The sequence below is a fragment of the Sphingobacterium daejeonense genome (genome assembly GCF_901472535.1).
In the GTDB taxonomy this organism is placed as follows: Bacteria; Bacteroidota; Bacteroidia; order Sphingobacteriales; family Sphingobacteriaceae; genus Sphingobacterium; species Sphingobacterium daejeonense.
In genome coordinates, this window is record NZ_LR590470.1 from 1,993,256 (window position 1) to 2,017,116 (window position 23,861).

A 23,861-nucleotide genomic window follows, 5' to 3' on the forward strand; every position below is an offset into this window, starting at 1 on the left:
GATTTACATTTTTAATGAGTATATTTAATAGTATTACCGAAGAAAACATATCATGACCCAATTAATTGATTCTTCCATCCAAAAAGTCCAAATTCAGCGTTTCTCAGACTTGGATTCTGATTCACGTGAGGATTTACTCGCTGTAGAGGAGCCATTAGAAATTAGGATTTCTTTTTCTTATGCAAATCAAGTGGGAATGAAAAGCATTTCAGTTACCATGCGTACGCCAGGAAATGATAAAGACCTGGCATTGGGTTTTTTGTTTACTGAAGGGATAATTGATTCTTTTGATCAGGTCAAATCTGTTTCATATTTAAAGGTTGACTGTTCCAATAATAAAGAAAACATTGTTGTTGTTGAGCTTAATGAGGGTGTTGAGCCTAATCTTGGTACGGCAGACCGGAATTTTTATACAACTTCGAGTTGTGGAGTATGCGGTAAAGGTTCGATCCAGTCGATAAAAACGGTTAGTAAATTTCAGGGGATGGTTCCTGAAATACAATCATTTGGAGCAAAAGTTCTTTTTGACCTACCTGAAAAATTGAGGTCAGCACAGGATAATTTTGAAGTTTCGGGAGGTATACACGCTTCGGGAATATTTACGAGTGATGGGGAATTGATGTTTTTGAGGGAAGATGTTGGTAGGCATAATGCTTTAGATAAGCTGATAGGTCATGCTTTGCAAGAAGGATTATTACCATTGAACCGATTTGTTTTATTGTTAAGTGGAAGAGCTAGTTTTGAACTGATTCAGAAAGCAGCTATGGCCGGTATTTCAATTGTTGCTGCTATTGGTGCTCCATCCAGTCTTGCCTTGGAACTGGCCAAAGAATTTAACATCACTTTGATAGGATTCTTAAAAAATAATCGTTTTAATATTTACAACCAGAATGAAAACATTCACATTGATGGTATGTTATGAAAATAAGAATTAAAGATAATACAGTAAGGATCAGATTGACAAAATCCGAAGTAGCATCGCTGTCGGAAAATGGTAGAATTATCAGCAAGACAGAGTTTTTTAAACAAGGATTTTGTCTATGGAATTGAAATACTTTACCAAGATGGTCTTTCTATAAGTTTTGAAGATGAGGAAATGATGGTTCAGATGCCGAAATCCTATGTTGAAGAGTGGGTAAATACTGATCGAGTAACTTTTGAAGAAACCCATAATAAAATTTTGATATTGCTAGAGAAGGATTTTGTTTGCATTGATCGTCCTGAAGAGGATCAAAGCGATAATTATCCAAATCCAAATTTAGTTTGCTAACATAAACCATTGCTGCCATGAAAGAGGAAAAGTCAATAGAGGAAATCAAATCAGAGATCAAGCATTTTCCTGATGCTGAAAACCCATATAAGTTATTGGATCTTAAGCTGACTCCTGTTGAAAAATGGGCAGCTGGAGTTCCGGCAGTTATAGCTGCTATTTCAGATCTATTTGAAGAAAAGACTGTGATCCGTGGTACACGTGCATTGTTTAAGATGAATCAATTTGGCGGTTTTGACTGTCCAAGTTGTGCTTGGCCGGATCCTGATGATGAGCGGTCACCTTTGGGTGAATATTGTGAAAATGGAGCAAAAGCACTTGCAGAAGAAGCAACTACAAAAAGAGTGACACCTGAATTTTTGCTAAAAACTCGGTTTATGATTTAGCAAAGATGAATGACTACCAAATTGGTAAGTTAGGGCGATTAACAGATCCCATGTATCTCCCAAAAGGAGGAACTCATTATCAAAAAATTTCTTGGGATGATGCTTTTAAAAAAATTGCTGAACACCTAAATAAGTTGGATTCGCCTAATGAGGCGGCTTTTTACACTTCTGGGCGTACTAGCAATGAGGCATCATTTGTATATCAACTTTTTGCAAAAGAATTTGGGACCAATAATATGCCTGATTGTTCTAATATGTGCCATGAAACGTCAGGGACAGCCCTTATTCCTGTGATAGGTATTGGTAAAGGAACGGTGAAGCTCGAGGATTTTGATGATGCGGATGTGGTGGTGATTATTGGTCAGAATCCAGGGACAAATGCTCCGAGGATGATGTCGGCATTAGAGAAAACCAAAAACAATGGCGGTAAAATTATTGCTATCAACCCTTTGCCGGAGGCAGGTCTTATGGGCTTTCATAATCCACAGCAATTAAATGGAGTGATAGGAAATGGTGTGAAACTAGCCGACCTTTATCTGCCAGTGAAAATAAATGGTGATATGGCTTTGCTGAAGGCTTTAGAAAGACTTTTATTAGAAATGGAAGCCAAATTTCCCGGTCAAGTTTTGGATATGGATTTTATTTCTGAAAAAACTATGGGTTTTGAGGCATTTGCTGAACAATTTGAAAACCCTTCATTCCATATCGATGCACTTGCACGTGAGTGCGGGGTTAGGAGAGAGGATTTGGATGAAGCTGCGTCGATGCTAGCTTTTAAGAAAAAAATAATTGTCTGTTGGGGAATGGGCTTGACCCAACAACCTAATGGTGTAGATATGATCCGTGAGATTGTCAATATCCTATTGTTAAAAGGAAGTATTGGTATAAAAGGTGGTGGTGTTTGCCCTGTCAGAGGGCATAGTAACGTCCAAGGTAATAGGACGATGCTTATCAATGAGAAGCCAACCGAAGCTCAATTGGACCGTCTCCAAGAGTATTTTGGTTTTCAGGTTCCTAGAGCACATGGATATGATGTAGTTCGTGCCATCAAAGCAATTCACGAAGGAAAAATTAAGTTCATGTTTTGTATGGGTGGAAATTTTCTGTCTGCTACACCTGATACTACGTATACCGCCAATGCCATGCGGAAATTGGAACTATTGGTATGTGTATCTACTAAATTGAATAGAGGACATCTAATTCATGGTAAGGAAGCGATTATCCTTCCAACATATGGACGAAGTGATAAGGATATCGTAAATGGAGAAGTTCAAATAGTGACAGCAGAGAATTCAATGGGTGTGGTTCAATATTCTAAAGGTATGTTGGACGCAGTTTCGGATAATTTGATCAATGAAACTCAGATCGCTTGTAGAATGGCTATGGAAACGCTTAAAGATAGGTCTGTGGTGGATTGGCAGCGGTATCATGATAGTTATGATGCGGTTAGGGACGATATTGAACAATGTATTCCAGGGTTTGAAAATTTCAATGTCCGGGTGAGAGAGAAAGGTGGGTTCTATCTTCCAAACAGAGCGAGAGATGAACAATATTTCGTTCCTCAATTGGATGGAAAAGCTCCTTTTACATTAACTGAACTACCGGTTAACTCACTTGAAGCTGATGAATTTATGATGGCCACAACTCGAACTCATGATCAATTCAATACGACCATATATGGTTTGGATGATCGATATCGTGGTATTAAAAATGAAAGAAGGGTTATCTTTATGAATCAGAAAGACATTGATTCTCTTGGATTCAAGGCTGGCGATAAAGTGGATCTCTATAACTTTGATGATGGTATTGAACGTGTTGCTCCATTATTTGTTATTGTTTCTTATCAAATACCAGAAAAAAATACCATGACATATTTTCCTGAAACCAATGTTTTGGTATCAGTAAATAATGTTGTAAAAGACAGTAATATGCCGGCATCTAAGTATGTCAAGATTCAAATAAAAAAGCATGATCCAGCTGTTTATAAGAAAGTGGATGAAATGTTGATTCAAGGAGAAATTGATAGTTGAAAATTTAAATTATAATAATCTGATTATAAGAGTCATTGGCATCGCTAATGACTTTTTTAATTAAATTAACCTTACTTTTGTTCAAAGTAGTTTCAATTACTCATATTATCTGATTTATGATTATTCGTAAGAAGGAAAACTGGTTCAGGATGCTATTTGTTTGGCATGGTTCGGTTTTGCCTCAAGTCCTTCCACGGCTGATGTTGTTAACCGTGCTTTCCATTGCAGTAGTATATTTTCATGGTACCTTATTGTCTTACAAAGTACCACTGAATCCTGCACCATTTACTTTATTTGGATTTGTGCTAGCATTGTTTCTTGGCTTTAGGAATAGTGCAAGTTATGATAGGTTTTGGGAGGGCAGGAAATTATGGGGATCATTATTGAACGTATCGAGGTCATTGACTCGACAAGTCCTAACATTAAATCGTAATATTGATCGAGAATCGATTAAAGAATTTATTAATTTATTGTCCGCTTTTGTCTATGCTTTAAATCATCAGTTACGAAAAACAGATTCTAGTGATGATTTAAAAGAAAAGTTGTCTAGTGCTGATTACCAATTAGTAATAAATTCTAAATATAAGCCTGCGCTTATTTTAAATCTGATAGGTGATTGGGTAGGAAAGCAAAAATTGAAAGGTAATTTAGATTCAATTCAACAAGCTAGTATAGATCAGAATTTGAATACTTTATCGGATGTCTTAGGTGGTTGTGAACGAATAGTTTCTACGCCAATTCCATATAGTTATCAGGTTTTGCTTCATAGGACTATTTACATTTATTGTTTTCTTTTACCATTCGGTTTGGTGGATAGCTTAAGTTGGTTCACTCCATTTATTGTCGCTTTTATTGCTTATACATTTGTTGCATTCGAGGCTATTGCTGATGAAATAGAAGAACCCTTTGGTCAAGAAGCAAATGACTTGGCATTAAATAGTATGAGCTTAATGATTGAAGAGTCAATTAAAGAATTGGCTGGTATGGAGATTGATACAGTTACAATTAGCAAGGGTCAAAAGATAGTAGATTAACGAGTTTTTTGATTTATTCTAAAGCATTTTTTTCGATAGATATTGTTTTGCTTCTTCAAGATCTTGAGGAGTGTTTACATTCATAAGCTTTTGAGGCTGTTCAGGCTCGAGGATAAGGCAGTCCGTATTGATCAGGACTTTTCTGGGACAAGTTTTTCCTTTGCCAAGATATTCTAAGAGTATCGGATAGCTATCAGGTTCCCAAATAGTAATTAATGGTTCTGGAAGACCATCAAAAGGACTTTTGTAAGTAGTTGCAATTTTTTCAGGATTTCGATTTTCAACTAGGTTTTTTTAAGATTGGTTCATCCACTAGCGGAAGATCACATGCAATCACTAACCAAGCTACTTCACGATCAGACCTCAATGCTGTCAATATTCCTCCAGTAGGTCCCATACCAATAAAATTATCGCTCAGACCCTTGTACCCCTCGGCAATATGCTGTAATTGGTCCTGGCGGCAGGAAATATAAACTTCAGAACAAAATTGAGATAACAAGTCCGCTGCATAATATTTCTGTTCTTTACCATGCCATGCTATCTGTTCTTTATTATGTCCCATACGGGAACTTTTACCGCCTGCTAGGATTAATCCTTTTAATTTTGGCACCTCATTTCCTTTCGAAATCATTCTTTCCTCCCGACTTTTGGATTAACTTGGTTTCTTTGATGATAATATCATGGCTCAAGGCTTTGCACATATCATAAATAGTGAGAGCCGCAATAGAGGCTCCGGTCAATGCTTCCATTTCAACTCCTGTTTTTGCTGTGACGGTTGCCGTGCAAAGGATGAGTAGTTCGTTCTCTGACGCCATTTCGATGCTCACATTGCAGTTTTCTAAAAAGAGGGGATGACATAAGGGAATCAGTTCAGAAGTTCGCTTAGAAGCCATTATGCCTGCTAAAATGGCCGTTTGAAATACAGATCCTTTCTTGCTGTTAAAATCAGACTTCTCTAATTGATCCATTACTTCTTGAGGTAAATAAACAATACTTTGAGCTGTTGCTGTTCTTTTAGTCACTTCTTTGCCACTTACATCAACAATGATTGGCTGTGACTTATCATTTAAATGTGAGAAACTTCCCATATTGATTTTCTGATTAATTATATCTCCATATCCTAAATGCTTCACCTTTCTTAAATGTATCCTGATTGGCTGGTAATTCTATAAACGCATTTGTTTCAGCAAGATGAGAGAAATCACCTGAACCATTTGTATTGTGGTATGAAGCAATTGTTTGTCCATCTTCATTTGTTTGGAGTTCTACTTGTGCAAATAACTGCAGTTCAATTGGGAATTCGAAATCATTCCCTAAAATGGCATATTCTTTAGTTTCTTTGAGTCCCATGCTTTTTCTAAGCCAAGGGACAAAATATCGATGTAAGCACATAAAAACAGATACTGGATTTCCGGGGAATGCAAAAACAAATTTGTTTTTAGCTTTTTTCCCAAACCAAAATAGCTTTCCAGGTCTTTGCTTCACTTTGTGGAACATTTTTTTCACTTTTAGCCTTTGTAGTACATCAGGAATAAAATCATATTTCCCCATTGATACTCCTCCGGTCAACAAAATGACATCGTATTCTTCAAAAGATTTTTTCAATGTTAATTCAATATTTTTCTTGTCATCCTTTAGATGGATTTTGTGGGCTCTGATCTTATATTTTTGGAGCGTAGCCAGAATTGTCAACCCATTAGACTGTCGGATTTGATAGGGGTTAGGTGTTTCATCTATTCTAACTAATTCGTCTCCGGTCGAGACTACCAGCACTCTTGGAAGCTTTCTTACTAAAAGATTGGTTTTACCAATCGATGCAGAAATTCCTATGATAGCGGGATTAATCACCTTGTTTTTCTCAACAAGAATTTCACCTTGCAGTTTATCTTTTCCACGTAAGTGAATATTCTGATATGGTTTGAATGTTCCTTGATTAATTGTTGCGCATGAATTTTCTATAGATAAGTCTTCGTACCTTATAACGGTGTTAAAGCATTCATGAATTGCTGCACCGGTCATAATTTCAATACAGGAGTTTTTATCTGTAACACTGATTGGGTTATCCCCAGCAGCTTGGGTTCCTTTGATCAAAAAGTTTCTATTTCCTGCGTGGTATGCTTCTATATTTATGGCTATTCCATCTACCGTTGCTCGATTAAAGGGTGGTAGATCACGGTCAGAAAATAGGTCTTCAGCCAATATTCTACCCAATGATTTTACTAATGGCACCATTTCAGTGCCGTAATCAAAAGATTCATTGAGAATGATTTTTTCCGCCTCTTCTACTGTAATCATGACTATCCTCCTATACTTGCCATTGATTGATGGGTTTCATCCATTGAAAAATATTGTTTTTCAGCTTCCCATCCATCTTTAGGTTTATGAATTAAGGCTAATTCAATAAATTCTTTAATCTCTTGGTCTGAATTACCTTGTCGCATTAGATCTCTAAGATTTATACCTTTTGACTGATATAAGCATGTCCTCAGTTCTCCAACGGAAGTCAATCTCAGTCGATTGCAAGAACCACAGAAATTACGTGTATATGCAGCAATAATTCCTATATTCCCTTGATATCCTGGAATATTAAAATTAACAGCCGTAGAATTTCTTTCATCTTCAATTTTATCTAGTTTAGGATAAGCTGATTGAATATGCTTTATGATATAATTGGCATCCCATTTTAATGATATTTCATGAGTTCCACCGTTAAAAGGCATTTCTTCAATAAAACGGACACTTATAGGTTTATTTTTGGTCAGTTCAACCAAGGGATAAATATCTGCTGTATTGACACCATCCATCACCACGGTATTGATCTTTACTTCGAATTGATTTTCAATTAATTGATCTAATGTGTCAAGTACTTTGCTAAGTTCATCACGCCTTGTTATTTGGAAAAACCTTTTCTCTATCCAAACTATCTAGGCTAAGGTTAATAGATTTTATTCCAAGATTTTTCAGTTTCTGAATGTTTTTAAAAGTATTTAGTCCATTTGTCGTTATGGCAATATTTTTTAATCCATTGAGTTGGGTTAAATCATTTAAAAAAGGCATAATTCCTTTCCTCAAGAAGGGTTCTCCACCGGTAATTCGGATTTTAGATACTCCCATTTCTGTGAAAATCCTGCAAATTCTGAGCATTTCCTCATTTGACATGAGCTCATTCTTACTTAACCAATTTAGGCCTTCTGCTGGCATACAATAGGTACAGCGTAAATTACAGCGGTCTATTACCGCAAGCCTCAGATAATCTATTTCTCTCCCAAACTTATCCTTCAACATCATAGGTGTTTTAATAATGTTTAAATTAAGGAAAAAATGGGATACTTTGGTGAGGATTTGAGTTTTAAAAAGTTAAGAATCTTATAAATGAAGCTTCATTCCTTCATGAGTTGAGTTAAAACCGAGTTTTTCATAAAATTTTAAGGCTTCGGGTCTCACTTTATCTGTTGTTAATTGCAATAAATGCGCTCCTCGGTCTTTTGCCCTTTGAATGGCATATTTGATCATTCTTTTCCCCAACCCTTTAGACCTTTCACTTTTATCAATTCTCACACCTTCCAGTTGTGCTCTAATACCACCTCTATAAGTTAAATATTGTATAAATGATAGTTGCATACAACCTAAAATTTTTCCGTTTCCATCATCCAATACAATCAATTCTTGGTTTTTATCTTCGCAGATTTTATTAAAAGCAGTGAAATATTCAGGTGGAAGTGGAATTCGGAAGGCTTCTCGCATTGTTCCCAATTTATCATCTGACAATAGTTCAATGATTCTTTCTAGGTCTTGAATTTCAGCTTTTCTAAACTTCATGATTTTGTTTATTATGTTGGCATAGTAAATATATGGAAAAATGTCCTAAGAATAAAGAGGGTTAGTGCTTAATAGAATAGAGTTTAATTTTCCCAGAATTTTGCATAAAAATCGGGAATACCACTGTTTGCAATTGCCTCGATGACTTTTTGTTTGTCAAATGGTATTTGGATGATTTCGGGTTTGATTTCCGTTTCATTTATTTCTAAGATTAAATAGGATGCCAATCTATTACTTTCTTTTGATCGTCCCACTGCACCTGGGTTTATAGCCCAGTTATTATTTATTCTTCTAATGTAAGAATAGTGTGTATGTCCCATGATGAGGCAATCAATCTGTTCTCTATTTATTAATCCTTCAACTACTGTTTCCTCCTCATCTTCAAATATGTACTGATCATTACTATCTGGGTGAGCATGAACTAAAAGAATGTTCCAATGTTTTTGACCTATTTTATAATTAAGTTTTAATGAAAATGGTAGGTTTTTTAAATAATTCCTATTGATCAAAGTAATATGTTTTTTAGAATGATTTATTGCAATTTCCCTAGCCACAGTTTCCTCGGGGGAGTGCTTTTTTTTACGATTTATTGGCTGGTCAAAAGCTACTCTTTCATCATGATTTCCCAAAAGGGTTGGGATTCTAGAAGATCGAAACAAGTCAATAATTTCGTTAGTCCAAGGAGCAAAATCTATCAGATCGCCGAGACAGTAAATCTGGTCAATATTCCTAGTGCTTATATCATTTAGCACAGAGTCTAATGCGGGTAAATTTCCATGTATATCACTTATGACTGCGATTTTCATTATCGGTTCATTTTCACATTAATATTGAGAGGCATTATTTAAAATAGAGATGTCTTCATCGTCTAATATTAAATTTGGTGCTTCAGCAATTGCTTTCAATTGATTTTCATTTGTAGCACTTGCAATCGGTGCAGTAATTAATGGATTGTTAATCAACCATGCCAATGCTATTGAAGCTTGGGTTGTATTATGTTTGTTGGCAACGATGTCCAATGCACCTAAAACCGCTGTTCCTTTTTCATTGAGATATTTTTCAGCGGCCCAACCACGTTGTGATTTTGAGAGATCATCTTTGGTTCTATATTTTCCAGTTAGAAATCCAGATGCCAACGACCAGTATGGAAATACGCTTAAGTTAAATTGGCTCACTAGTGGAGCATAGTTGGATTCGAAGTTTTCTCTTTCCATTAAATTATAATGCGGCTGTAGAGCAACATATTTGGGAAGGTTATTCTGTTCAGCTATATTAAAGCTCTGCATTAATCTTTCAGGTGTAAGATTAGATGCTGCTATGTGTTTTATTTTACCAGCCTCAATTAATTCTTGATAAGCTGCGAGTGTTTCTTCAATTGGTGTTCTATTGTCATCAAAATGGGTATAATATAGGTCTATCTGTTCTACACCCAATCTTTTTAATGATTCATCTGCTGATTTTAGGATATGATTTTTGCTAATATCGAATCCGTGTTCTTTGGTTTCAGAACCGACCTTTGTGGCAATTATTATTTTATCTCTACTATTTCTTGATTTGATCCATTTTCCGATAATTTCTTCAGACTGTCCTCCGGTTCCATTGACCCACCAAACATAAGTATCGGCCGTATCAATAAAATTAAATCCAAGGTCTATGTATTTGTCAAGTATATCAAATGATTGATTTTCATCCAAGGTCCATCCAAAAACATTTCCACCAAAACAAACCGGTGCTATTTCTAAATCTGTATTGTTGATTGTTATTTTTTTCATAGTGAATTTGCTTGTTTTTAAATTTAAGAAAAGGAGTGTATAGTTCAGGTCTTTACAATGTCAATAAGTTTTATATTTCTTAGATCATTTGCTAAATCTTTAATGCAAACTCATTTTAAATAATGAATATTTAGAGAAAAGTGTTTCCTACTAATAATTTCAAAAATCTGCTTGTTTGAAATGATATAATTTTGTAACTTGTTGAGAGCTAGCCGGTTGGTGGATAATAATTTATCCTTTCAATTCAGAATTATTAACAATTTAATTAACATTTTCGATAATAAAATAAAAATAGGAGGCATATCATGGACAGTTTAAAATTTGAAATTGGGAAAGTAACCTTGCATCAATTAAATAGAGTTAAAGATGCTATGAATGATATCGCGAATATCAATGACTGGCAAATTGCTCCCTATATCAATGGATATTTATTGTCAGTTGAGGGCATTAATATCGCGAGTTATTCCATTATTTCATCAATTACGGCATTAGGGATCAATGCTGAACAATTGTACGAAGAATAATGGCCAACATTAGGTTTTTCAATTATGATTTAGGTTTTGAAAAGCTTGATAAGAAATTAAATCTTTCCCATAGTGGTTGTACTTGACACAACCACTTTTTTTATAACCATATTTTGCTATTAATTAGGCATATAAGCTGTAAGTTTTTTGCGTAATATCTTGCGTATGGTATGTATTCTTGTTTTAATTGTTCCTTCTTTAATATTGGTATATTCTGCTATTTCATGATATTTAAATCCTTCCAAATACATGTTTATAATCGTATAGTTTTCTTCTGAAAGAGATTTAATAGAATTTTCAATGTCATTCAGGATAAACTTTGATTCGGCTTTATTCCTAGAGTTACTGTTTTGGCCATTTAGTGTTAACTCTTTTTCAGCAGTTCGGTGTAAAGCTTTCCTTCTATATTTGTTAAGATATACATTTTTCATGATGACATAGAGCCATGAGACTATTTTTGGATGATTAACGAACTTCTCAAGACTCTTGAGTGATCTAATAAAAGTTTCTTGCACAAGATCATCTTTCTCATTTGGGTCTGTTGTGAAATTATTTGCGAGCCGTTTTAAAATAGGTGAATTTTTTTCGATTGTGGCATTGATTAAATTTTTCATGGTTATGCGATTATATGTTAACAGTCTAAATATAACGCCTTGTTTATGAGTATGTTTTGAAATTTTATTGAATTGGATTAAAACGGGTATTAATACTTTTAACAGGTATTTTTTTCACAAAGTAACAAATAGGTGAATTATGTGTTTAATGATATAGTAATCATTTATTTAAAAATATCTATCAATTAAGTATAATTTGTTAAAATTTATAATAAATATATCAGGGTAATTTTGTAGCTGAATTGCGACAAATACGTGAATTGAATTATTTAATACTTAATTGTGTTTATTGATATTCATGAAAGAAGATAGAGCAATATTTTTTAACTAATTTTAATAGCTTCTTTAAAAAACCTAGAATCTAGTCGTTTGTTTAATGTTTTTCAAAAAGAAGTATAATACAACAATCACGCATAAAATAGGGGTACACTAATTAAAAAAATAGGAGATGGGATTAATTAGTCATGCTAGCTTCAAACAACAAATTATTTAAAATCAACCCTTATAAGAGGAGTTATACACTTTTGGAAGAAATCAACAAGAGCGATTTTTTATGCTTTGATGTTTTCTTCAATGAAGGTCCCTTTGCTATTGTTGTTTTGGACAAAAACTTCCACGTAAAGCGGTTAAATGGTCGTTTTGATTATATTTTGGACTTAAGGGGGGTGATCTGGTCGGTCGAGATATTTTTGAGTTTTGAATACCGAAGATGCCTATAGGTTACGTGGGATTTTTGAGAACCGCCAAACTTCTAAAAAGCCTTTATTGATTGAATTAGGTTTTAAGCATACAGATAAAAAATACTTGAAAATTGAAACCTTTGTTAAAAAATACATCAATCAATTCAAGGAGCAGCAGTACTGTTTGTTATTGTTTGACAAAGAGTTCTATCCGCATGAGCATTGGGTTGAACTGCAAAAGGAGGTGTTTCAGGCCATTGTTGATACCCAAGAACAGGAAAGACACCGGATTGGTACTCAATTGCATGATAGTGTTGCACAGATACTGTATGCTATAAAATTAAACATACATCATCTTGAGCAAAATCATACTTGTGATGAAGAGGTTCATTCAATCAAAAAATTGCTCAATGAAGCTATTTTGCAAATTAGGCATATTTCAACGGATTTAGTTCCTGCAGTTCTTCATGATTTCGGTTTGAAAGCTGCAATTCAATTTATGATCAATAGGATATCATTGCCTGATTTCCAAGTGAAAAGCAAGATTCCGGCTAAAGTTGAGGAATTAGATGAAAATTTAAAGCTGGTAATTTATCGCATTATTCAAGAATTGTTGAATAATTGCCTGAAACATTCGGATGCGACAAAGGTTCAAGTTAAAATTGTAAAAAACACAAGGTTATTGAAAATAGAGGTTATTGATAATGGTATTGGATTTAATGAGGATTTTATAATAAATAATAAGAAGGGTACAGGATTGAGAAGCATAAAAAATAGGATTGATTTATACCAAGGAGAGATAAAAGTTTTGAATTTGGACGAGGAAACTAAAGTGGAAGTAAAAACTAAACCTTTTAAATAATGAATGAGATAAGAATACTGTTGGCCGAAGATCATTTGGTAGTTAGAAATGGTATCAAACTTCTTTTGAACTCTCAATCTGATTTAAATGTTGTTGCAGATGTTAACAGTGGTAAGGAAGCTTTGGAGATTTTAAATTCCGGTCTTGAAGTTGATGTCGTGATTACGGATCTGGGATGCATAATATCGATGGTTTGCAATTAATTCAAGAAGTATCTGACCGTTTTCCTAAGTTGAAGGTTATTGTACTGACCAATGTTAGATTGTGAGCAGCATGTCATCAAGGCATTTGAGTATGGTGCGAAGGGTTATTTAGTTAAGAATGTTGGTTCTGATGAACTTATTTTCAGTATCAAGCATGTATCTAAGGGAGGACGATATCTGTGCGAAGATCTTACGATGTCTTTTATCCAAAGTGGAATTGAAAGGCTGAAGGGTAAAAATTTCGAGGTTGAACCCATAGAACTTGATTTGACTTCAAGAGAGCTAGAAGTGCTGGAATTGTTAGGCGAAGGCTATACCAATCTCGAGATTTCGAAGAAATTATTTTTGTCGAAACGGACTGTTGAAGGTCATCGTCAAAATTTAATTGATAAAACAAAATCCAAAAAATACGCCGGCATTGATCAAATTTGCGGTGTTGAATGGATTGATTCATTAAATAAAACTATTCTATGATTCGGTTTGTTCTCATGAAAAAGGACATGCCGAATCTAGAAACATATAATAAAAAACGTGATTTTACCCAGACTTCAGAACCGAAGGCTCAGGGTAAAGGTTTAAATAAGACTACCCATAGTTTTTGTTGTTCAACGACACCATGCCAGTAGGCTTCATTATGATTTCAGATTAGAAATTGATGGTGCATTAAAGAGTTGGGCCGTTCCAAAAGGCCCTTCCATGAATCCAAAAGATAAAAGATTAGCAGTTCAAGTAGAAGATCACCCTTTAAGTTACGGGTCATTTGAAGGTAGTATACCTCAGGGAAATTATGGAGCTGGTACTGTATCCATTTTTGATGAAGGTCAATATTCACCTCTTGAGGGTAAAGTCAGATAAGGAGTTTTTGAAAAGTTGGAAAGAAGGGTCCATAAAATTCAGGCTAGAGGGCAAGATTTTAAAAGGAGATTTTGCGTTAGTTCGAATGCAAGGAGATAGCTCGGAAAATTGGCTATTGATAAAGCATAAAGATGATTACTCGACAGACAAGCCTTATGACTCAGAAAAATTGGTCTCAGATGCTGTAAAAAAAGAAGGTAAGGAATTCAAAAAATCATCCTCAAAAAAAAAAAGTAAAAACACCTAGTTCAGGTAATAATGAAGATACCGAACTCGAAGGTGATGCTATGTTGGCCAAATTGAGTCAATCTGTCCCTGATTCTGACGATTGGATCTATGAAAAGAAATTCGATGGGTTTAGGGCAATTGCTAAAATAAAGAATACTGAAGCCGACCTTATATCTAGGAATGGTAATAAATTAAACAAAAAATTCCCCTCCATAGTCAATGAATTAAGTAGTATCAAAACCAATTGCATTCTTGATGGTGAAATCGTAATTGAGGATAAAAATGAAAAATCTTATTTTCAACTATTACAATCGGGAGAGCCAATTCCTAAAAACCTTAAAACTAAAATATTATGTTTTTGATATTATTCAGCTAGATGGTAATGATTTACGTTTATTTCCATTAACAGAAAGGAAGGAACTTTTAGAGTTATTAATAAAAAAATATAAGGTTCAGTCCATTGAATTTGTGCCCAATTTAAAGCAAGATCAAAATAAGGTTTTAGGTTTTGCTGAGGATAATAAATGGGAAGGGATAATTGCCAAATTAAAAAGAAAGCACCTACCAAGAAGGGAAGAGAAATGGAAATTGGTTAAAAATAAAACTACGAAATACTCAAGAAGCGATTATTTGTGGCTTCACGAAACCAGAAGGGGGGAGATCACATTTTGGAGCTTTGGTTTTAGGTTTAATGTCCAATGGCAAACTTAAATATATCGGTAACTGTGGAACAGGTTTCAACGAAAAGACATTAAAAGAATTATATGATGAGTTTGCACCTTTGATTCAAAAAACAAAACCATTTGATAGCGGCGAAGATGTTGCAAAAGAAAGAAATGTCACTTGGTTAAGGCCAGAATTGGTATGTGATGTGTATTATTCTGAATGGACAAGAGATGAGCATTTAAGGCATCCTGTATTTAAGGGATTGAGGGAGGACAAATCTGCTGAAGACACTAAAATTGAAGATAAGGAGGCACTTGCTATGGAAAATGATAAAGAATTGAAGTTTGGTAAAAAGACTGTTAATCTTACTAATTTAAATAAGATTTATTGGCCGAATGATAATATCACCAAAGGTGATTTGCTTGCCTATTATGAAAAAATGGGAGATTTTATATTACCCTATTTGAAGGATAAGCCCATTTCGATGAACCGTTTTCCAAATGGTATCGAAGGACAGAGTTTTTTTCAAAAAGATGTGGATCCTTCAAAGATACCAAGTTATTTAAAAACTACTGAAGTTTATTCCGAAAGCACTGGTAAAACTATTGACTATTTATTGTGCAATGATTTGCCGAGTTTATTATATATTGCCAATTTGGGATCAATTGAAATAAATCCTTGGCTGTCTACTTATAAAAAACCTGAGAAACCCGAATTTGTTGTTCTTGATCTAGATCCTAATGGTGCACAGTGGGAGGATGTAATTGCAGTGGCGCATACAGCAAAGGCGGTATTAGATCGAGGTGAGGTTGAAGCTTTTATAAAAACTTCAGGCTCTACGGGTTTACATATTGTTATCAATGTTGGAGCTAAGTATGATTATGAAATTGCAAGGAGCTTTGTGCAATTCATTGCAGAGTTGGTTCAACAAGAACATCCTGATACGACCAGTATGGTAAGGGGATCCAAAAAAGAGAAAGGGTTTAATATATTTGGATTATTTACAAAATAAAGAAGGCCAAACTATTGCAGCACCTTATTCTGCACGTCCCAAAGCCTATGGCAACAGTCAGTACCCCCATATCTTGGGATGAAGTTGATAATGATCTGTCTATTCAAGATTTTACAATATTCAATATCTATGACAGGGTTACAACCATCAATGATCCTTGGGAAAAAATATTCAGTAGCAAAGTAGATATCAAGAAAGCTCTAGCTAAATATTAAGCTAGAGATGCTTTCAGTTTTTCCAGTAAATCTGAGGCTTTCGTATTTTCCACATTGATTTTACGGATTGTAGCTCGTTTTCCTTTGCTTTTTTGATTAATAATTTTCATCAACTCTTTGGAATATTCATTCTTGAAGGCTGAGATGTCAAATTCCTTACTGTTTGCTTTGATAAGTTGTAATGCCATATCCATTTCTGCTTTAGATATTTTACTTGATTTAGGAATTTTCAAATCTTCGGTATCTCTGATTTCTTCTTCAAACCTAATTTTATTGAGGACTAAAATATTATTATATGGTTTGATGATTGCAAGATTTTCTACCACTTCGCATAACAAAAGTCCCTAAACCTGCAGTTTTGCTTTTTTCCAAGGCTTGCATAAGTAATTGATATGCTTTTTCTCCCGATTTTTGTGGTTCGAGATAATAAGGTGTGTCGAAATATATACTGTCTACTTCTTGAAGTTTTACGAAAGTCTGCAAATTGATCATTTTTATTCTTTTCAGGCATAGCATCTTCAAAGTCAGCATCTTCAAGAACAACATATTTATCTTTTAACATATAGCCTTTGACGATATTATCCCAACTTACTTCTTTCCCTGTATTTTTCGTTTACTCTTTTATATTTTATGTTGGCGTGATCTTTACGATCTAACATATCTAGGTCGAGGCTACTTGATTGTGTAGCCGAATAAATTTTTATAGGTATATTAACAAGTCCAAATCCTATTGCTCCAGTCCAAATTGCTCTCATAAATTAACTTTTCTCTAAAAACAATTTATGGTAGATATAGTTCGGTAAAATGAAATTTTAAACGTTTTATCAGATAAGTTGTTTTAGGATAAATGAATTTGAAGGATTTTGATTTATGAATATCAATGAAGAAAAATTAAATAGGTTAGGTGAATTCATGTCTGATCGAGGCTATAAACTTTCTTTGGCGGAAAAGTATGCCTGCTGGATTTTTTACAAGTATATGGAGTTTACAGACCGAGGCTGGTAATTATTTACAAGGTTCAATCGTCTGCTATGCTGAAGATGTAAAAATCAATGTTTTAAATGTTCCAAATTCTTTTGATAAAACAGTATTCAGCCGAATCTATTGAAGTAACTGAGTCTATGCTCGAAGGTTTGAAAATTCTTATTCCTGCAGAAATACACATAGCTGTAACAGGGAAAGCATTCTCAGGTTGTGAAGATAACAACAATACCTCGGCAGGAGATGTATTTCTATGCATCTCTTTTCAGAATGTATTAAAATCTCTTAAAATTCATTGTAATTCTAGGAATGCTGCTGAGGTATTTATTGAATCTTTTAATGCAAGTTTAGACTTGTTAGAATCTATATTAAAGGCTGACTCTAAATAGTTATTCTACCACCTGTTGCTGGAATTGTTGCTCCTGAGATGTATGATGCTGCATCAGAGGCAAGAAAGACATAGATTGGTGCTATTTCAGCAGGTTGTCCTGGCCTTCCAATTGGCGTATTGTCTCCAAATTTGTCATGATCAGGAATTGTGCTGGGGATTAATGGAGTCCATATTGGACCAGGTGCTACAGCATTTACGCGAATTCCAGTACCATCTTGGAGAAGTTTTTCTGCTAAACTTGCTGTAAAGTTTTGAATTGCAGCTTTACTTGCAGCGTAAGGTAGCAGCGTAGGATTTGGATCATATGCATTAACTGATGTCGTGTTAATGATGCTTCCACCAGCTGGAATATATTTTTTACCATATTTTACCAAATAAAACATGGCACTCAAGTTTACTTCAAAAGTTTTGTTCCATTCTTCCGCTGTGATGTCTTCGATTTCTTTGTAGGTCATTTGATATGCCGCATTATTGATGAGTACATCAATTTTTTCAAATTGAGTAACTGTCTCCTCGATTAATTTTTTACAGTTTAACTCATCACGTAAATCACCTTTAAATAAAATGACTTGACTACCAGCTTGTTTTACCCATTCGGCAGTATCATAAGCATCTTCATTTTCGATTTCATCTTTATAGGCAATGACGATGTTTGCTCCTTCGCGTGCCATGGCGATTGCAGTTGCTTTTCCAATACCAGAATCTCCACCCGTTATAATTACCGTCTTTCCTTCCAATAAATTATGCCCAACATAACTTTCTTCACCATGATCCGGCAGGGGATCCATTAATTTCGTTTCTCCTGGAGGAGATTGAGGTTGTTTTTTGAATGGAGGTTTAGGATATTTTGTTTCTGGGTTTTCTGAATTATTGTTGTTCATAAGAATATATTTAATTGAAACTCTATTTGTCTTCATATAGAACAAATTCGATGAATAATCGTTCAACTAAATAATAAATAGAAATAGAAATGGACAAAAGTTTATATGAAATATTATTCGATGGTGCTAGTCCTAGTTTATTGACAGAAATAGTATTAAGAACCCTCATAATGTTTTTGTTAATATTGGCGATTCTTAGGATTTCTGGTAGAAGAGGGGTCAGGCAATTGACGTTATTTGAAGTTGCTATTATTTTAGGCCTTGGTTCAGCTGCAGGCGACCCTATGTTTCAAGATGATATTCCTATTTTCCATGCACTCTTGGTTTTCCTTACTGTTATTTTGTTGTATAAATTAATCACTTGGTTAGTAGCCAGATTTGATACCGTAAACAAATTATTGGAAGGTGAGCCTTTAGTGGTCGTTAGGGATGGTGAATTTGCTGTAACGGATAACAATACGAGTAGTTTCAATAAAATGGAGTTTTTTTCTGAATTGAGGAATGTCTCCATTGAACATTTAGGTCAAGTTAGAATGGCTGTTTTGGAAACAGACGGAACCATGAGTGTATTAAAATATAAAAATGAAGATGTAAAATATGGCCTTCCATTATTTCCTGATCTCTATAAAGAAATAGCCCCCACAGAAAATGTTAAAGGACCATTTGCATGTATGTTTTGTGGAAATATAAAGGAATTTTTACCTCATAATATTGTTTGCCCAAAATGTAAGAAGGATAGGTGGACAATTGCTATAAATACTCCTTATCCATAGGTTTATAGTCCGGAAAATATATTTTCACTCTAGTTCCTTCGCCTAAATTACTTGCTATTTCAATTCGACCATCTAATCGATTTATTATTGATTTAACAATGTAAAGACCTATACCATTTCCTTGATGATCTAATGTGTTGGATCCCCTTTGAAGATTTGAAAAGATTTTATCAATTTCATCTTTAGGAATTCCAATGCCATTATCTTCAATTGTATAAACTATTTGATCGTTTTGTTTTTCGCTGAATACGGTTAATGTTGGATTAATATTTACTGAAGAATATTTAATTGCATTTCCAATTATATTAGCAAATATTTGATATACACCACTTCTTTCAGAATAAAGTGGAAGAAGTTCGCCAAAAATAACTTTTACGTTATCAACTTTATTTATAAGTTTTGACTCTTTAATCCAAAAGTGGATTTTTTCATCCATATAAATAGTTTCTTTTGAAATTTTAAAAGTTTTGGCTTCACTAATTTGAGTTGTCTTATCAATAATTTGATTAAGGCTTAAAATTGCTTCATCAATAATTGTAAGCCAATTATTTCTTTCGATTTGATTCATTTGCGCATTTGCCTTAATAGTTTCGATCCCAATTTTTGCTATGGAGAGTGGATTTTTAGCATCATGAGCTAAAGTATGAGTTAATTAGTTCCAATTCATTATTTAGGGATAGATTCTGTTCATGAGTTTTTATGGTTTGAAGGGCAAGATTCCTCTCTGTAACTTCGATTCCTGTATGAAGAATTGCATAGGTCTCATTATTTTCATTGAGGAGCGCCTTGTATTCAAAATCAAAAAAACGGCTGTGATTTAAATCTGTATTTAAAATTCTAGCTGGGCAATTTGTCGCTTTGTAGGTAATTCCTGTTCTCCAAACTTTTTCAAGGATTTTTGAAAACCCCTGTTCTTTTAATATTGGAAAGGATTCTCCGAAAGGTTTTCCAATGTAATTCTCATGGGTACCAAACACTTTCCTCATTTCATGATTGACAAAAGCGAACCGAATGTCAGGACCAACATAGATTGCTGTTGCTAAGGGTGAATGATAGAGTATGTCTATTAAAAACTTAATATTTTCAGAAGATGGCATAAATAGTTTGTGTGTTTAACCGGCCTCTAAAATTAATAATTTTGATAAAAAAAGGAAATGACTTTAATCAATAGTTATTGTTCATATTATTGTATTGGTTAATAATTTTATCCTTTCTGTATTTTAATTGTTCAATAATTAGCAGGAGAAACTTTCATATAAAAAGATATCCCCAAACGGATAGTTTGGGGATTTTTGGAAAATGAAGGTTTTATAAAAAAACGATTACAGATTATATATATACTTTAAATTTTACCCAATATAATTTGAATTACAGTGTTTTATATTTTTCGAATTATTTATTCTTTCTTTTTATTTTTTATTCTTTTCGTTCTTATCCCATAAACAGTAAATCCAATTACTAAAATGATAATTATGAAAAAAAGAATATTTAAAACGCTTGAATCCATTGTTTCGTTTCTTCAATAAATTTAATTTTTAATTAGATAAAAACCATATAGATATGATAAAAACCGTATATTTCTTCTCAAATTCCGTATATTTTTTAAAACTACTTAACTGTTTTAAGAATCCAGGCAAAAGATGTTTTGGGATACCTCTCGCCTGGCATATGGAAATGGGCTATTTGAAGCTTATTTATTGTAGATCCCTAAGCTCTTTAATTTTCTGATGTGCTTCCAATTGTTGCGATAATTGATCTTGTAAGAGATCAACTAAACTGGGATATTCATTTAAACTGTCGCTCAATATATTTTTATAGGTTTCTTTGAATTCATCTTCACCTTTTTCACAGCTCTCCAATAGTGCATTTGAAATAGATGGCGAGATAGCAGATTTAATATCCATCCAAATTCTGAAGATTTGCCTGAGAATTTTGTTCCTTCTTCTGGTTCCTCAGATGTTTGATTTACCAAAGGTTTTAATTCCGCTAGGAATTGTCTTGATTGATCGATATAACCATTGAAAAGGACCACCAATTCATTTAAATTAAGCATCTTTTGCTATTTCGATTGCTTTTTCATACCCTTTAATACGGTCATTGTTTATTTCGATTGCGTCATTGACTAAGTCAATTTGCTTATTTGTGTTTTCCATAATATTTTGTTTTTATGTAGTTAGAACTAACAGCAATATGTTTTAGTTGAATTAAAATGATAATTAAGTATAATTATCATAAGAAAACAGTAGAAATACACTTATCCCTCAGTAATAATTTTTAATAATTTTTTATGAATCCTATTCTTGGAGACAGGATTTTTTGCTGTCTTATGGATCCAGGCATTTAAGTTTCCGTTAATATATTCAGATATTATTTTGGGTAAAATATAATTTTTTCTAGCTACAGCAACGGTATTTCCTAAGTCATGTGCAACCTTTTCGACTAATTTTTTGGATATCTTCTCCCTTTCTTTCTCGGATTCAACTGCACCCTGTTTTATTAAGAATTCCAAACTTAAATAACAAGCATTCCAAGTTCTGAAAGTTTTGCAGGAAATATCATTTTTAAAATATTTTTGTAAAAACGCATTGAGTTGAGAGGCATCCAGTTTATGTATTTTATTTTCAGCGTCATAATATTTGAAGAGTCTTTTTCCAGGAATTGATTTCAATTCTTCTAGGTATTTGGAGAGATTTTTCTTCTTGAGTTCTTTTACCTGTTCAACTCCTTTTTTGCCTTTATATTTGAAAGAAATTGAACTTTGATCAAGGATGAGGTGTTTTTTTTCTAGAGTGGTAAGTCCATAAGAACCATTTTGTTTTTGATAAAAACTATTTCCCGGTCGCATGGAGGTTAGATCAATAATCTTAAGCGCCAAAGCGGAGACTTTTTGAAGATCAAATTTATCTCTTTTGATTTCCCTATTAATCTTATTTCTAAGTTTGGGTAGATTTCTTCCGAAAGGTAGCAAAGTGGAAAATTTATCAACATTTCTGACGTTAGTCCAGTTCTCATGATAGATGTATTGCTTTCTTCCCTTAATGTCTACACCTGTAACCTGGATGTGGTCCAGATGGGTAGGGGCAAATCCAAACATTTTTCCAGTTAGGAGGAATAACAAGAGATTTTATGCGCTCAATAATTTTCAGGTCTGATATTTTCTTCTTTTGCTGATCAAAATAGGAAAACCCTTTACCTTTTTTTAATCTCGAAAAACCAGCTTTGCTACTGTCAACATATTTAATGCCTTTAATTTTCCGTGAAGAATCAAGGGTAAAGGGTTTTGCCATTATTTTAAATTATTTCTAATGGATAAGATTAATTGGTCCTTTCTCATTTTATGCCTTCCTTTGATGCCTGCACTGTGAGCTTCAGCAAGTAATTCTGTTTTTGTTTTTATTTGCAAGCATATCTACCGGATGTTCTTTCCTTTTTTTTGAGCTAGACTGAATTTCTTCGTTCTTATCCATTGGGAAATTTGGTTTATCTTCATTTTTCATAGAAATCTCCTTTTGTTTATATTATTAACCACGTTGATAATTAAAAAAGTTCGGTTAATCTCAATATAGATTTTAAAAAAGAATATTATTTACAATATGATTTTGCATGTAAATATGACATCCAAAAAGCAATGTTACTTTCTGCGCCCATATTTTTATTGACACCATAAGGTTCAAGTCCATCAAAGCACGCCATATTTTCTAAATCAAATAAAGATTCGTTATGATCATTGACTCCAAGAAACCATGCGAAAGAAAGTCTTATTTTTTCAGAAGCATTTACATCAATATTAAGTTTTGACAACTCCTTATACCAAAGTATGATACTAGCAACTTCAATAGGCTGTTGTCCCTGAGTATTGTTTTGGTTTTCTTTTGTAAGCCAGCCATTATTTCCAATCAATGATAAATGACCATTTCTGAAAAGAATTTGATCGAGGAAAATTGAGCTTTTTAGGCCGATTTCTTTTACTTCATCATTATTTAGAAAGCTCCCAGCTTTGAGTATACTTAATGGGATAATTGCATTGTCATAAGATAATATTCCTTCATACCACGGCCAATTATCCGAAGATGCAGATTCAAATTCATTGACCAAAAATTCTACTAAAACAGACAACTGCTCCAATTGTGATTTTTGATTCGGATATTTTTCCAGGAAATATAATATTCCAAGTATACTATATGCTACTGCACGAATTGACTTAAAGGTTACGACATGATTAATTATTCTATCGAAGGTTTCTTTAGCAATTGGGTGATATTTCAAGAAAGGTTTGTGTGCTATTAGATAACCTAAAGTCCATATTGTTCGACCCATAGAGTCTTCTGAACCTATGGACTCTAAAAACTTTAAATCATAAGACATAAAATTCCTGAACCACCCGTTTTCTTCCTGAGAATAATAGATATAAGATAGATATGTTTTGATCAATCCATTCTCTATGGGTTTATTTTCCTCTACTGAAAACATTAGCAATAACAATAATGCTCTTGAATTATCGTCGAGACAATATCCATGATGATAGTCTGGGATATTGAATTTTGCGTGTTGGTAAATTCCAGTTTCGCTTGTGAAACCTTTTATGTATCCTAAATTGATCTGTGGTACATCTTCAAAAAAATGCTTTACAATTTTATTATAGTCTGTTAAATCCAATCTTATTTC

Annotated in this window: 35 protein-coding genes and 2 pseudogenes; 18 read left to right on the plus strand and 19 right to left on the minus strand. The window is 33.7% G+C overall.

All coding sequences use genetic code 11. From position 1 onward, the window contains the following. The first annotated feature begins 52 nt into the window (after window positions 1-52). The 6 genes from fdhD (at window position 53) to FGL31_RS09555 (ending at window position 4,720) form a co-directional block, all read left to right on the plus strand. Window positions 53-922 carry a formate dehydrogenase accessory sulfurtransferase FdhD gene (gene fdhD / locus FGL31_RS09540; protein WP_171017603.1) on the plus strand — a complete coding sequence of 290 codons (870 nt, stop codon included), beginning with the start codon at window positions 53-55 and terminating at the stop codon, window positions 920-922. Continuing rightward, window positions 919-1,050 (plus strand): DUF7009 family protein, encoded by a 132-nt coding sequence (locus FGL31_RS29805; RefSeq protein WP_394366137.1) that lies wholly within the window; start codon window positions 919-921, stop codon window positions 1,048-1,050. Before fdhD ends, FGL31_RS29805 begins: the two co-directional genes overlap by 4 nt. Continuing rightward, window positions 992-1,270, plus strand: a complete 279-nt coding sequence (locus FGL31_RS09545) for a DUF7009 family protein (RefSeq protein WP_197734167.1) — start codon at window positions 992-994, stop codon at window positions 1,268-1,270. The genes FGL31_RS29805 and FGL31_RS09545 overlap by 59 nt, the downstream gene beginning before the upstream one ends. Window positions 1,271-1,287: 17 nt before the next feature. Next, entirely contained in the window at window positions 1,288-1,656 is a 369-nt protein-coding gene (locus tag FGL31_RS23380) for a hypothetical protein (protein ID WP_197734168.1), read from the plus strand. A gap of 5 nt (window positions 1,657-1,661) precedes the next feature. Continuing rightward, window positions 1,662-3,686 (plus strand): FdhF/YdeP family oxidoreductase, encoded by a 2,025-nt coding sequence (locus FGL31_RS09550; RefSeq protein WP_197734169.1) that lies wholly within the window; start codon window positions 1,662-1,664, stop codon window positions 3,684-3,686. Window positions 3,687-3,802: 116 nt separating this feature from the next. Further along, window positions 3,803-4,720, plus strand: a complete 918-nt coding sequence (locus tag FGL31_RS09555) for a bestrophin family protein (RefSeq protein ID WP_138090937.1) — start codon at window positions 3,803-3,805, stop codon at window positions 4,718-4,720. Between the two features lie 280 nt (window positions 4,721-5,000). On the opposite strand, the gene FGL31_RS23385 is transcribed toward FGL31_RS09555, so the two are convergent. The 8 genes from FGL31_RS23385 to FGL31_RS09590 all read right to left on the minus strand — a co-directional run bounded on the left by FGL31_RS23385 (window position 5,001) and on the right by FGL31_RS09590 (window position 10,311). After that, window positions 5,001-5,351, minus strand: a complete 351-nt coding sequence (locus FGL31_RS23385) for an NTP transferase domain-containing protein (protein WP_197734171.1) — start codon at window positions 5,349-5,351, stop codon at window positions 5,001-5,003. After that, complete coding sequence (gene moaC, locus FGL31_RS09565) at window positions 5,332-5,853, minus strand: cyclic pyranopterin monophosphate synthase MoaC (protein ID WP_232046533.1); 522 nt, start codon at window positions 5,851-5,853, stop codon at window positions 5,332-5,334. The genes FGL31_RS23385 and moaC overlap by 20 nt, the downstream gene beginning before the upstream one ends. Further along, a complete protein-coding gene (locus FGL31_RS09570) occupies window positions 5,822-7,015 on the minus strand; it encodes a molybdopterin molybdotransferase MoeA (RefSeq protein WP_197734172.1) in 1,194 nt (397 codons plus the stop codon). The genes moaC and FGL31_RS09570 overlap by 32 nt, the downstream gene beginning before the upstream one ends. Window positions 7,016-7,017: 2 nt before the next feature. Next, window positions 7,018-7,524, minus strand: coding sequence for a GTP 3',8-cyclase MoaA family protein (locus FGL31_RS23390; protein WP_197734173.1), 507 nt, complete (start codon window positions 7,522-7,524; stop codon window positions 7,018-7,020). Window positions 7,525-7,600: 76 nt separating this feature from the next. Beyond that, window positions 7,601-8,008, minus strand: coding sequence for a radical SAM protein (locus FGL31_RS23395; protein WP_197734174.1), 408 nt, complete (start codon window positions 8,006-8,008; stop codon window positions 7,601-7,603). A 78-nt stretch (window positions 8,009-8,086) separates the two neighbouring features. Continuing rightward, complete coding sequence (locus FGL31_RS09580; protein ID WP_138090943.1) at window positions 8,087-8,539, minus strand: GNAT family N-acetyltransferase; 453 nt, start codon at window positions 8,537-8,539, stop codon at window positions 8,087-8,089. Between the two features lie 83 nt (window positions 8,540-8,622). Next, window positions 8,623-9,345 carry a metallophosphoesterase family protein gene (locus FGL31_RS09585; protein ID WP_232046534.1) on the minus strand — a complete coding sequence of 241 codons (723 nt, stop codon included), beginning with the start codon at window positions 9,343-9,345 and terminating at the stop codon, window positions 8,623-8,625. An 18-nt stretch (window positions 9,346-9,363) separates the two neighbouring features. Next, window positions 9,364-10,311: an aldo/keto reductase gene (locus tag FGL31_RS09590; protein ID WP_138090949.1), complete on the minus strand. Its 948-nt coding sequence runs from the start codon at window positions 10,309-10,311 to the stop codon at window positions 9,364-9,366. A gap of 305 nt (window positions 10,312-10,616) precedes the next feature. Here FGL31_RS09590 and FGL31_RS09595 point away from each other — a divergent pair, with 305 nt between their 5' ends. Next, complete coding sequence (locus FGL31_RS09595; RefSeq protein WP_099371261.1) at window positions 10,617-10,835, plus strand: hypothetical protein; 219 nt, start codon at window positions 10,617-10,619, stop codon at window positions 10,833-10,835. Window positions 10,836-10,954: 119 nt separating this feature from the next. On the opposite strand, the gene FGL31_RS09600 is transcribed toward FGL31_RS09595, so the two are convergent. Further along, window positions 10,955-11,449, minus strand: coding sequence for an RNA polymerase sigma factor (locus tag FGL31_RS09600; RefSeq protein ID WP_138090952.1), 495 nt, complete (start codon window positions 11,447-11,449; stop codon window positions 10,955-10,957). A gap of 696 nt (window positions 11,450-12,145) precedes the next feature. On the opposite strand from FGL31_RS09600, the gene FGL31_RS09605 reads away from it, so the two are divergent. The 9 genes and pseudogenes from FGL31_RS09605 to ligD (FGL31_RS25240) all read left to right on the plus strand — a co-directional run bounded on the left by FGL31_RS09605 (window position 12,146) and on the right by ligD (FGL31_RS25240) (window position 16,170). Beyond that, the gene (locus tag FGL31_RS09605) at window positions 12,146-12,991 is read left to right on the plus strand and encodes a sensor histidine kinase (protein ID WP_138090955.1); all 846 of its coding nucleotides are present in this window, start codon (window positions 12,146-12,148) and stop codon (window positions 12,989-12,991) included. Continuing rightward, a complete protein-coding gene (locus tag FGL31_RS25210; RefSeq protein ID WP_232046536.1) occupies window positions 12,991-13,194 on the plus strand; it encodes a response regulator in 204 nt (67 codons plus the stop codon). Before FGL31_RS09605 ends, FGL31_RS25210 begins: the two co-directional genes overlap by 1 nt. A 51-nt stretch (window positions 13,195-13,245) precedes the next feature. Continuing rightward, window positions 13,246-13,668: a LuxR C-terminal-related transcriptional regulator gene (locus FGL31_RS25215; protein WP_232046538.1), complete on the plus strand. Its 423-nt coding sequence runs from the start codon at window positions 13,246-13,248 to the stop codon at window positions 13,666-13,668. 177 nt (window positions 13,669-13,845) lie between these two features. Beyond that, entirely contained in the window at window positions 13,846-14,049 is a 204-nt protein-coding gene (locus tag FGL31_RS25220) for a DNA polymerase ligase N-terminal domain-containing protein (RefSeq protein ID WP_232047147.1), read from the plus strand. A gap of 7 nt (window positions 14,050-14,056) precedes the next feature. Further along, entirely contained in the window at window positions 14,057-14,296 is a 240-nt protein-coding gene (locus FGL31_RS25225) for a hypothetical protein (RefSeq protein ID WP_232046540.1), read from the plus strand. 40 nt (window positions 14,297-14,336) lie between these two features. Continuing rightward, a pseudogene (locus FGL31_RS25230) lies at window positions 14,337-14,988 on the plus strand (ATP-dependent DNA ligase). Next, window positions 14,954-15,955, plus strand: coding sequence for a non-homologous end-joining DNA ligase LigD (ligD, locus tag FGL31_RS25235; protein WP_138090964.1), 1,002 nt, complete (start codon window positions 14,954-14,956; stop codon window positions 15,953-15,955). Before FGL31_RS25230 ends, ligD (FGL31_RS25235) begins: the two are co-directional and overlap by 35 nt. Next, window positions 15,936-16,037 (plus strand): hypothetical protein, encoded by a 102-nt coding sequence (locus FGL31_RS29810; RefSeq protein WP_394366138.1) that lies wholly within the window; start codon window positions 15,936-15,938, stop codon window positions 16,035-16,037. Before ligD (FGL31_RS25235) ends, FGL31_RS29810 begins: the two co-directional genes overlap by 20 nt. Continuing rightward, on the plus strand, window positions 16,003-16,170 hold the full coding sequence (ligD, locus tag FGL31_RS25240; RefSeq protein ID WP_171017604.1) for a non-homologous end-joining DNA ligase LigD: 168 nt from the start codon (window positions 16,003-16,005) through the stop codon (window positions 16,168-16,170). Before FGL31_RS29810 ends, ligD (FGL31_RS25240) begins: the two co-directional genes overlap by 35 nt. Here the strand turns inward: ligD (FGL31_RS25240) and ku are convergent. Further along, window positions 16,167-16,925, minus strand: a pseudogene (gene ku / locus FGL31_RS29815) (non-homologous end joining protein Ku). The gene ligD (FGL31_RS25240) and the pseudogene ku sit on opposite strands and share 4 nt — an antisense overlap. A gap of 306 nt (window positions 16,926-17,231) precedes the next feature. On the opposite strand from ku, the gene FGL31_RS09640 reads away from it, so the two are divergent. Continuing rightward, entirely contained in the window at window positions 17,232-17,540 is a 309-nt protein-coding gene (locus FGL31_RS09640) for a CinA family protein (RefSeq protein ID WP_138090967.1), read from the plus strand. Here FGL31_RS09640 and FGL31_RS09645 read toward each other — a convergent pair. Continuing rightward, on the minus strand, window positions 17,533-18,423 hold the full coding sequence (locus tag FGL31_RS09645) for an SDR family oxidoreductase (protein ID WP_138090970.1): 891 nt from the start codon (window positions 18,421-18,423) through the stop codon (window positions 17,533-17,535). The two genes, FGL31_RS09640 and FGL31_RS09645, sit on opposite strands and share 8 nt — an antisense overlap. 140 nt (window positions 18,424-18,563) lie before the next feature. On the opposite strand from FGL31_RS09645, the gene FGL31_RS09650 reads away from it, so the two are divergent. Further along, window positions 18,564-19,196, plus strand: coding sequence for a DUF421 domain-containing protein (locus FGL31_RS09650; RefSeq protein ID WP_232046542.1), 633 nt, complete (start codon window positions 18,564-18,566; stop codon window positions 19,194-19,196). Here the strand turns inward: FGL31_RS09650 and FGL31_RS09655 are convergent. From FGL31_RS09655 to FGL31_RS09680, 8 genes are all read right to left on the minus strand, one after another. Then, window positions 19,174-19,764 (minus strand): sensor histidine kinase, encoded by a 591-nt coding sequence (locus FGL31_RS09655; protein ID WP_138090976.1) that lies wholly within the window; start codon window positions 19,762-19,764, stop codon window positions 19,174-19,176. The two genes, FGL31_RS09650 and FGL31_RS09655, sit on opposite strands and share 23 nt — an antisense overlap. Window positions 19,765-19,825: 61 nt before the next feature. Beyond that, the gene (locus tag FGL31_RS09660) at window positions 19,826-20,293 is read right to left on the minus strand and encodes a PAS domain-containing protein (protein ID WP_138090979.1); all 468 of its coding nucleotides are present in this window, start codon (window positions 20,291-20,293) and stop codon (window positions 19,826-19,828) included. A gap of 597 nt (window positions 20,294-20,890) precedes the next feature. Further along, entirely contained in the window at window positions 20,891-21,100 is a 210-nt protein-coding gene (locus FGL31_RS09665) for a ferritin family protein (RefSeq protein WP_138090982.1), read from the minus strand. A 350-nt stretch (window positions 21,101-21,450) separates the two neighbouring features. Beyond that, window positions 21,451-22,290 (minus strand): DNA topoisomerase IB, encoded by an 840-nt coding sequence (locus FGL31_RS09670; protein WP_138090985.1) that lies wholly within the window; start codon window positions 22,288-22,290, stop codon window positions 21,451-21,453. Further along, window positions 22,232-22,483 (minus strand): DNA topoisomerase IB-related protein, encoded by a 252-nt coding sequence (locus FGL31_RS29820; RefSeq protein WP_394366139.1) that lies wholly within the window; start codon window positions 22,481-22,483, stop codon window positions 22,232-22,234. The genes FGL31_RS09670 and FGL31_RS29820 overlap by 59 nt, the downstream gene beginning before the upstream one ends. After that, complete coding sequence (locus tag FGL31_RS09675; RefSeq protein WP_232046544.1) at window positions 22,483-22,599, minus strand: Rho termination factor N-terminal domain-containing protein; 117 nt, start codon at window positions 22,597-22,599, stop codon at window positions 22,483-22,485. The genes FGL31_RS29820 and FGL31_RS09675 overlap by 1 nt, the downstream gene beginning before the upstream one ends. Then, window positions 22,565-22,693 (minus strand): hypothetical protein, encoded by a 129-nt coding sequence (locus FGL31_RS27760; RefSeq protein WP_262709271.1) that lies wholly within the window; start codon window positions 22,691-22,693, stop codon window positions 22,565-22,567. Before FGL31_RS27760 ends, FGL31_RS09675 begins: the two co-directional genes overlap by 35 nt. Window positions 22,694-22,778: 85 nt before the next feature. Then, a complete protein-coding gene (locus tag FGL31_RS09680; RefSeq protein ID WP_138090988.1) occupies window positions 22,779-23,852 on the minus strand; it encodes a hypothetical protein in 1,074 nt (357 codons plus the stop codon). Window positions 23,853-23,861 lie beyond the last annotated feature (9 nt).

Bases quoted from the DNA above. Each gene is read 5' to 3' on its own strand.
- fdhD (WP_171017603.1), top strand. From the start codon at position 53: ATGACCCAATTAATTGATTCTTCCATCCAAAAAGTCCAAATTCAGCGT.
- FGL31_RS29805 (WP_394366137.1), top strand. From the start codon at position 919: ATGAAAATAAGAATTAAAGATAATACAGTAAGGATCAGATTGACAAAA.
- FGL31_RS09545 (WP_197734167.1), top strand. From the start codon at position 992: ATGGTAGAATTATCAGCAAGACAGAGTTTTTTAAACAAGGATTTTGTC.
- FGL31_RS23380 (WP_197734168.1), top strand. From the start codon at position 1,288: ATGAAAGAGGAAAAGTCAATAGAGGAAATCAAATCAGAGATCAAGCAT.
- FGL31_RS09550 (WP_197734169.1), top strand. From the start codon at position 1,662: ATGAATGACTACCAAATTGGTAAGTTAGGGCGATTAACAGATCCCATG.
- FGL31_RS09555 (WP_138090937.1), top strand. From the start codon at position 3,803: ATGATTATTCGTAAGAAGGAAAACTGGTTCAGGATGCTATTTGTTTGG.
- FGL31_RS23385 (WP_197734171.1), bottom strand. From the start codon at position 5,351: ATGATTTCGAAAGGAAATGAGGTGCCAAAATTAAAAGGATTAATCCTA.
- FGL31_RS09570 (WP_197734172.1), bottom strand. From the start codon at position 7,015: ATGATTACAGTAGAAGAGGCGGAAAAAATCATTCTCAATGAATCTTTT.
- FGL31_RS23390 (WP_197734173.1), bottom strand. From the start codon at position 7,524: ATGGATGGTGTCAATACAGCAGATATTTATCCCTTGGTTGAACTGACC.
- FGL31_RS23395 (WP_197734174.1), bottom strand. From the start codon at position 8,008: ATGATGTTGAAGGATAAGTTTGGGAGAGAAATAGATTATCTGAGGCTT.
- FGL31_RS09580 (WP_138090943.1), bottom strand. From the start codon at position 8,539: ATGAAGTTTAGAAAAGCTGAAATTCAAGACCTAGAAAGAATCATTGAA.
- FGL31_RS09585 (WP_232046534.1), bottom strand. From the start codon at position 9,345: ATGAAAATCGCAGTCATAAGTGATATACATGGAAATTTACCCGCATTA.
- FGL31_RS09590 (WP_138090949.1), bottom strand. From the start codon at position 10,311: ATGAAAAAAATAACAATCAACAATACAGATTTAGAAATAGCACCGGTT.
- FGL31_RS09595 (WP_099371261.1), top strand. From the start codon at position 10,617: ATGGACAGTTTAAAATTTGAAATTGGGAAAGTAACCTTGCATCAATTA.
- FGL31_RS09600 (WP_138090952.1), bottom strand. From the start codon at position 11,449: ATGAAAAATTTAATCAATGCCACAATCGAAAAAAATTCACCTATTTTA.
- FGL31_RS25210 (WP_232046536.1), top strand. From the start codon at position 12,991: ATGAATGAGATAAGAATACTGTTGGCCGAAGATCATTTGGTAGTTAGA.
- FGL31_RS25215 (WP_232046538.1), top strand. From the start codon at position 13,246: ATGTTAGATTGTGAGCAGCATGTCATCAAGGCATTTGAGTATGGTGCG.
- ligD (WP_171017604.1), top strand. From the start codon at position 16,003: ATGGCAACAGTCAGTACCCCCATATCTTGGGATGAAGTTGATAATGAT.
- FGL31_RS09640 (WP_138090967.1), top strand. From the start codon at position 17,232: ATGTTCCAAATTCTTTTGATAAAACAGTATTCAGCCGAATCTATTGAA.
- FGL31_RS09645 (WP_138090970.1), bottom strand. From the start codon at position 18,423: ATGAACAACAATAATTCAGAAAACCCAGAAACAAAATATCCTAAACCT.
- FGL31_RS09655 (WP_138090976.1), bottom strand. From the start codon at position 19,764: ATGAATCAAATCGAAAGAAATAATTGGCTTACAATTATTGATGAAGCA.
- FGL31_RS09660 (WP_138090979.1), bottom strand. From the start codon at position 20,293: ATGCCATCTTCTGAAAATATTAAGTTTTTAATAGACATACTCTATCAT.
- FGL31_RS09665 (WP_138090982.1), bottom strand. From the start codon at position 21,100: ATGGATATTAAATCTGCTATCTCGCCATCTATTTCAAATGCACTATTG.
- FGL31_RS09670 (WP_138090985.1), bottom strand. From the start codon at position 22,290: ATGTTTGGATTTGCCCCTACCCATCTGGACCACATCCAGGTTACAGGT.
- FGL31_RS29820 (WP_394366139.1), bottom strand. From the start codon at position 22,483: ATGGCAAAACCCTTTACCCTTGATTCTTCACGGAAAATTAAAGGCATT.
- FGL31_RS27760 (WP_262709271.1), bottom strand. From the start codon at position 22,693: ATGAAAAATGAAGATAAACCAAATTTCCCAATGGATAAGAACGAAGAA.